The sequence below is a fragment of the Algibacter sp. genome, assembly GCF_049667265.1.
Lineage (GTDB): Bacteria > Bacteroidota > Bacteroidia > Flavobacteriales > Flavobacteriaceae > Algibacter_B.
The window spans coordinates 1-6523 of the sequence record NZ_JBATHX010000151.1; the positions used below are offsets into that span (position 1 = coordinate 1).

Genomic DNA, 6523 nt, shown 5'->3' on the forward strand with positions numbered 1-6523 from the left:
ATAAGTTTAAGAGGAAGCCAAGGTGTACAAATACTTATTAACGGGAAACCTTCTGTTCTTGCTAGTGCCGATGGGAATGCCTTAGGAAGCATAACTGCCGATATGATTGAACAAGTAGAAGTTATAACCAACCCATCTGCAAAATACGATGCTGAAGGAACTTCTGGAATCATCAATATTATAATTAAAAAATCAGAAAAGCGAGGTATAAACGGTTCTGCTACTTTAAATTTTGGTGTGCCAAACAGCAATAGTTTTGGATTTAGTGTAAACAAACGTACCGAAAAATTCAATCTGTTTAGTCAATTTGGTTTTGGCCTTCGAACTTACCCAGACGAACGAAAATCAATAAACCGAGATTTAACAAATAACACCTCTATTAATAGTTCTGGTGAAGGTGAATTTAATGAAAAGTTTGGCAACATCCTTATTGGTACTGATTATCATATTAATGACTTAAATGTGATCACACTTTCTGGAAGTTACGCCTATGAAGTTGAAGACCAAAACTCAAAAACCTTTTACGATCAAACCGATGCTTCTAGTACGATAACAGATAGTTGGCTGAGAAATGAATTAACGGTGGCTGACAACCCAAAACTACGATACGAGTTGCAATATAAAATGAATTTTAAACGGCATGAAGACCAGAGTTTATTATTTAGCGCCTTAGGAAATTCGTTTAAAAAAGATCAATTTTCAGATTTTGAAAACACGACTATAATGGGGTCTAATGAGAATGAAAAACAAAAAACACGAACGGATTATGCTTTAGAAGAATATACTTTTAAACTAGATTATACGCATCCATTTTTAGAAAAATATACTATTGAAACAGGCTCACAATATGTGATAAATAGTGTTTCAAATGATTTTTCGGTAAGCAATGTCGAAAATAGCATTTGGGTAAATGATCCAAACTTAACCAATGTTTTTAATTTCGACCAAAAGGTTTTGGGTGTGTACACAACCGCAGCTTATGAAGGTGATGTTTGGGGTTTAAAACTAGGACTAAGACTAGAACATACCAATCTTAACACGCTGCTTAAAACAACTGATGAAAGTAACGAAAATGACTACTCAAACTTGTTCCCGAGTATTCATACTTCATATAAAGTATCGGATGATTTTTCGGTGCAAGCGGGTTATTCAAAACGAATTAACAGACCTAGCTTAAGAGAATTAAACCCGTTTTCAAACATTCGAAATAACTTTAGTATTTCTACTGGAAATCCTGATTTACAACCAGAATATACCGATTCATACGAGATTACCAGCATTCATAAAATAGGCAAAGCTTCCTTAAACTTTAGTCTTTATAACCGATACACCGTTGATGTAGAAGAAGATATTACAACCTTTGAAAATAATGTAAGTTACTCCCGTCCAGAAAATGTAGGAACCAATTCTACCACAGGTTTTGAAGCTAATGGAAAATACTCACCAACGGATTGGTTTTCCTTTAATGGCGATTTTAACATTAATTATTTTAACCGAAAAGGTGTTTTTGAAACCACTAATTTCGCTTTCAAAGGCAATAGATGGGCAACTAGTCTGACCACAAAATTTAAACTTCCAGCACAATTTGACTTAGAACTTTCGGGCGATTACAGATCTAAATACAAAACTGTGCAAAGTGAAATTGCAGATAATTTTTTTGCAGACCTTGGTTTAAGAAAAAAGATACTTAAAGGCAAGGTTATTTTAAACCTTAGTATTCGCGATGTTTTCGCCTCAAGAATAAGCCAAACGACAACCTCACAACCCGACTTTTATTTGTTTAATAGCAGACAACGTGGACGTTTTGTAACCTTTGGTGTGAGTTATGGCTTTGGTAAAGGTGAAGCGATGCAGTTTTCTGGGCAGAGACGCTAATTAAAAATTAACTTTAATAAAACGAAATCGAAATAGTTAATAACTCGCTTTAAAAAAATTCCCAAAACATGACAAAAGTAAGGTTTTATAGAATCTACTATAATTAATTTTGAACCGTTAACATACCAAATCCAAAATTATGAATGTAAAAATCAGTCTGCTTTTTTGTACTATACTATTAACTGTAATGTCATGTAAAGATTCCGAAAAGTCAGAACATACCACCGATAATGAACATCATTGGAGTTACTCGGGTGAAACTTCTCCTGAACATTGGGTAGAAATTGAAAAAAACTCCGATTGTGATGGAAAACTACAATCACCAATAAACATTATACATAGAAGTGTTGATTCTGTAAAAACAAATCACGACCTCAAAATTCAATATACACCAAGCACATTAATTAGTGAAGTTAAAAACAACGGACACTCCATACAATTTGATTTTGAACCAGGCGATTCTATAAACTATAAAAATGAAACCTTCTACTTAAAGCAAATACATTTTCATGAACCTTCAGAGCATAAAATAAATGGCGTTATCTACCCTATTGAAATGCACTTAGTTCACGTTAGCAAATCTGGAAAAATTACTGTTTTAGGTATTTTAGGTGAAGAAGGTGAAGAAAGCCAATTGTTCGAATTTTTCGAAAGCTTTTTACCTTTAAAAGAAGGTGCCTTTAAAGACATCCATCAAAAAATTGATTTATCGAGCTTATTCTTAGAAGAAAAAAAGTATTACTCCTATGGAGGCTCGTTAACAACACCGCCATGTTCTGAAAGTGTAAACTGGGTGGTTTTTAAAGACCCAATTGTATTATCTGTAGAAGAAGTATTAAAACTTAAAAGCAACATGCCCATTAACAATTACCGCAACGAACAACCCCTCAATGGTCGTGTGGTGAAATTCAATTATTAAACAATCATGATAGAACCTATGAATTACAAAGCTGTAATTTTCGATTTAGATGGAACCTTAGTAAATTCCATTGAAGACATAGCCGATGCTATGAACGAAGCCCTTAAAAAATATAACTATCCCACACATAGTTATGAAGAATATAAAGTATTTATTGGAAATGGTATTAAAAATTTAGTTTCAAAAGCATTACCAGAAAACCATCGTGATGAAGCCCAAGTTAGAAGAAGTTTCGAATCAATGATGGCTATTTACAGAGAACATTGTAGTGATAAAACGAAACCTTACGATGGCATAATAGAGTTGCTTGACAGCTTAAAATCGCGCAATATAAAAATGTGCATATTGTCAAATAAAGAACATAAATACGCCAAAAAGGTAACCTCTAAATTATTGCCTAACTATTTTGAATCTGTAGATGGATTAACTTCTGAAGCACTTAAAAAACCAAATCCAATTAAGGCTATTGAAATTAGTAATTTCTTAAACTTAAAACCTGAAGACATTATTTACGTTGGCGATACCGATGTTGATATGCAAACCGCTAACAACGCTAACATGCTGGCAGTTGGTGTAACTTGGGGTTTTAGAGAAAAACAAGAATTAATTGATAACGGTGCGAAAGTGATTTTAGAACACCCTTTAGAGCTCATGGAAATTTTTTCAAACCAAAATATACTAGTAGAAAATTAAAACAGCGTTTCCTTTTCAACAGGTTCAACAATATAAGGTTTGTTAGTTTCTATTCCCTTTTTATAAAAATCTCGACTAACGGGATGCGCTTTAAATTCTTGGGAGGTAAAACCTTTGGCCATAAGTTCATTTATTTCTTGAGCATTAAAACCATCGTCTAGCCAATTTTCATAATAGCTTTCATCTAAAACTAAGGGCATTCTTTTTTTCTTATTATGCACTTCTGAGAAAAAATCATTGCTTTCCGTTGTTATAATGGTTGCTGTAATTGATGCATCCTTTAGTTCAGAATATAGTCCTGCAAACATAAATAAATCGCCTTCAGGATAGGTTTTAGTAGGCTGATAACAGAAATACGGAACAGCTTTTCCATTAACATGATGTGGCTCAAAAAAGCCATCAGCTAAAATTAAACATCTTTTTTGGCGGGCGCTTTCTTTAAATGAACTTTTCTCAAAAATGCTTTCGCATCTGGCATTTAAAGTATTACTCTTTTTTAAAAAAGCTTCAGGATCATTATTAGCCCAAGCTGGAACTAACCCCCAACTTGCTGGAGAAATGGTTTCAGGTTCATCCATTTTTATGATATACAAATTTCCGTGCGTAAAGCCATTTAACCTATAATAATTTTCAAACGCTGTTGGAATTTCAATTTTTGAAATCATTACGTCTCGTAGTTTCTTAGCAATTTGCTCTCTTGTTTTACGGAGTGAAGTTGAATAACACATACTTAAAAATCAGACTCTAAATTAAAAAATAATTAAAACAACCTTTAATAAACCTAATATAAATTTAGATTCAACTAATTAATCATTTGAAATTCTCAGCAATTCATCCTTAAAAAGCGACATTTCAGAAAACTATACTTCCATACCTAGTTTTTTATTTTAAACTTTGAATTGTTAACCACAATAACAACCAATTGGAAGAAACCATAAAAATTTTAATTTATATCCACGCCTTTTTTGGTGGCATTGGCTTGATTGCAGGAATTGGGAGTGTTATTGTAAAAAAAGGTAGCAAACTTCATAAGAATTTCGGAAAACTATTCTCCATTGGAATGCTAACGAGTTCGCTTATTTCTATTCCCATTTCTTGGATGCCAAATCATGAAAACATCTTTTTATTTTTAATTGGATTATTTACAATTTATCTTGTATTGGCAGGAAATAGAGCCTTGACTTTTAAATTGAAAAAGAAAGCCGATTGGATAGATTATGTAATTTCGGGTAGTATGCTTTTATGTTCGGTGGTGATGCTTCTAATTGGTATTTATTTTATTATGAAAAGTAATTCAATGGGTATTTTGTTTCTGTTTTTTGGTGGTTTCGGACTCTTATTATCAATAAAAGATTTTATGTTTTATAGAAACGCGAATAAGCCTAAAAATGCCTGGTTAATATTACATATTGGAAAAATGGTTGGTGCCTTAATTGCTTCCATCACCGCATTTATTGTTGCCGGATTAGGTATTGGGAACTTAATTGCATGGACGCTTCCAACTCTTTTAGGAACTGTTTATATTGTTTACTGGAAACGAAAATTCAAATTAAAACCAGCAAACTAAAACGTTTAAAATTATTTAATCATGAACCAAAAAAAACGCATATTTAGAATAGTATTACTTACGGGAACAGTAATATCCTTGTTTTATGTACCATGGATATTAGTCTGGGCTTGGATATTACCATTACCAAATACGGTTCAAGAGCAAGTGGATGAAGCCATCGGTCATGGATTTGACGGTATGATTGTTTATGTGGATGAATCAGGCAAACCACCGGCATTTTATACAGGCGGTTGGAAAGACAAGAAAAACCAAATACCTGCCGACCCAAAAGCCTTATTCAAAATTGCCAGTATCAGCAAATTATATGTGGCGGTTGCTATAACTAAATTAGCGCATACCAATCGTTTATCCTTGGACAAAACACTTGCTGATTATTTCCCAGAACTTGTAGGCCGAATTGAAAATGCAGAAAAAATCACTTTAAAAATGATGGCACAACATCGTAGTGGCATTCCAAATTTTACAAACCACCCTGGGTTTTGGGAAAATCCACCTGAATCATCCGAAGCATGCCTCGAACTTATTCTAGATTTACCTGCTAACTTTGAACCTGGGGAAGATTACGAATATTCAAACACGAACTATTTATTGCTTTCTGAACTTATTGATAAGGTAGTTGGTTATAATCATCAGCAATATATAAAGGAAGAAATATTGGAACCGCTCGGGTTAAAAAACACGTTTTTTTCACTTGAAGAAGTAAATATAGACCGTGTAATGAGCGGCTATTATGTTGGCTATGAACCCGATTTAAAAACTGAAGAACAGGGCATGTTAGCTACAGCTGAAGATGTTGGTAATTTCTTAAGAGCGTTAAATGATGGTTCGGTGTTTAACGATGGTGAGCGAGACATCTACCCCTACGAATACGAACACGGTGGTCTGGTTCCTGGTTACCAAAGTCTTGCTGAATATCACGAAGATATTGATACTGTAGTGGTTCAATTTATAAACACCACTGATTTTGCTGGTTACGAATGGAATTTATCACAGATTTCAATTAATAGAATTGGAAAAATTCTGAGAAAGAAAAAAAATTCATAAAAAAAGACCCAGTTTTTCAACTAGGTCTTATAATAAATATGTTGCATTTATTTTTTCTTCAAATACGCCAAAACATTAGCCTCAATACGTTCTTGAATATTAGAAACATCCGCTTTAATAAAAGTTTCGCCAGTAATGTTTTCGTAAAGTTCGATATAACGTTCGGAAACGGTTTCGATATATTCATCGCTCATAAACGGAACGGTTTGCCCTTTTAAACCTTGAAAGTTATTAGCAATCAGCCATTGGCGCACAAACTCTTTACTTAATTGCTTTTGCGCTTCACCTTTATCTTGACGTTCTTGATACCCATCAGCATAGAAGTAACGTGAAGAATCAGGAGTGTGTATTTCGTCAATTAAAACAATTTTACCGTCTTTAGTTTTACCGAATTCGTATTTAGTATCTACTAAAATTAATCC

Annotated in this window: 7 protein-coding genes; 5 read left to right on the top strand and 2 right to left on the bottom strand. The window is 33.5% G+C overall.

Annotated elements, in window-relative coordinates:
• From WBN21_RS05490 to WBN21_RS05500, 3 genes are all read left to right on the top strand, one after another.
• On the top strand, nucleotides 1–1875 hold a 1875-nt coding region (locus WBN21_RS05490; RefSeq protein ID WP_424198278.1), incomplete at its 5' end, for a TonB-dependent receptor domain-containing protein.
• 139 nt (nucleotides 1876–2014) lie between these two features.
• Nucleotides 2015–2794, top strand: coding sequence for a carbonic anhydrase (locus tag WBN21_RS05495; RefSeq protein WP_424198279.1), 780 nt, complete (start codon nucleotides 2015–2017; stop codon nucleotides 2792–2794).
• Nucleotides 2795–2800: 6 nt separating this feature from the next.
• The gene (locus WBN21_RS05500) at nucleotides 2801–3487 is read left to right on the top strand and encodes an HAD family hydrolase (RefSeq protein ID WP_424198280.1); all 687 of its coding nucleotides are present in this window, start codon (nucleotides 2801–2803) and stop codon (nucleotides 3485–3487) included.
• Here the strand turns inward: WBN21_RS05500 and WBN21_RS05505 are convergent.
• The gene (locus WBN21_RS05505) at nucleotides 3484–4215 is read right to left on the bottom strand and encodes an SOS response-associated peptidase (protein ID WP_424198281.1); all 732 of its coding nucleotides are present in this window, start codon (nucleotides 4213–4215) and stop codon (nucleotides 3484–3486) included. The two genes, WBN21_RS05500 and WBN21_RS05505, sit on opposite strands and share 4 nt — an antisense overlap.
• A gap of 194 nt (nucleotides 4216–4409) precedes the next feature.
• Between WBN21_RS05505 and WBN21_RS05510 the strand changes: the two genes are divergently transcribed.
• Together WBN21_RS05510 and WBN21_RS05515 are read left to right on the top strand one after the other, a co-directional pair.
• Nucleotides 4410–5054 (top strand): hypothetical protein, encoded by a 645-nt coding sequence (locus WBN21_RS05510; protein WP_424198282.1) that lies wholly within the window; start codon nucleotides 4410–4412, stop codon nucleotides 5052–5054.
• A 21-nt stretch (nucleotides 5055–5075) separates the two neighbouring features.
• Nucleotides 5076–6101, top strand: a complete 1026-nt coding sequence (locus WBN21_RS05515; protein ID WP_424198283.1) for a serine hydrolase domain-containing protein — start codon at nucleotides 5076–5078, stop codon at nucleotides 6099–6101.
• A gap of 47 nt (nucleotides 6102–6148) precedes the next feature.
• On the opposite strand, the gene WBN21_RS05520 is transcribed toward WBN21_RS05515, so the two are convergent.
• Nucleotides 6149–6523: phosphoribosylaminoimidazolesuccinocarboxamide synthase (locus WBN21_RS05520; protein ID WP_424198284.1), on the bottom strand; the 375-nt coding region annotated here is incomplete at its 5' end.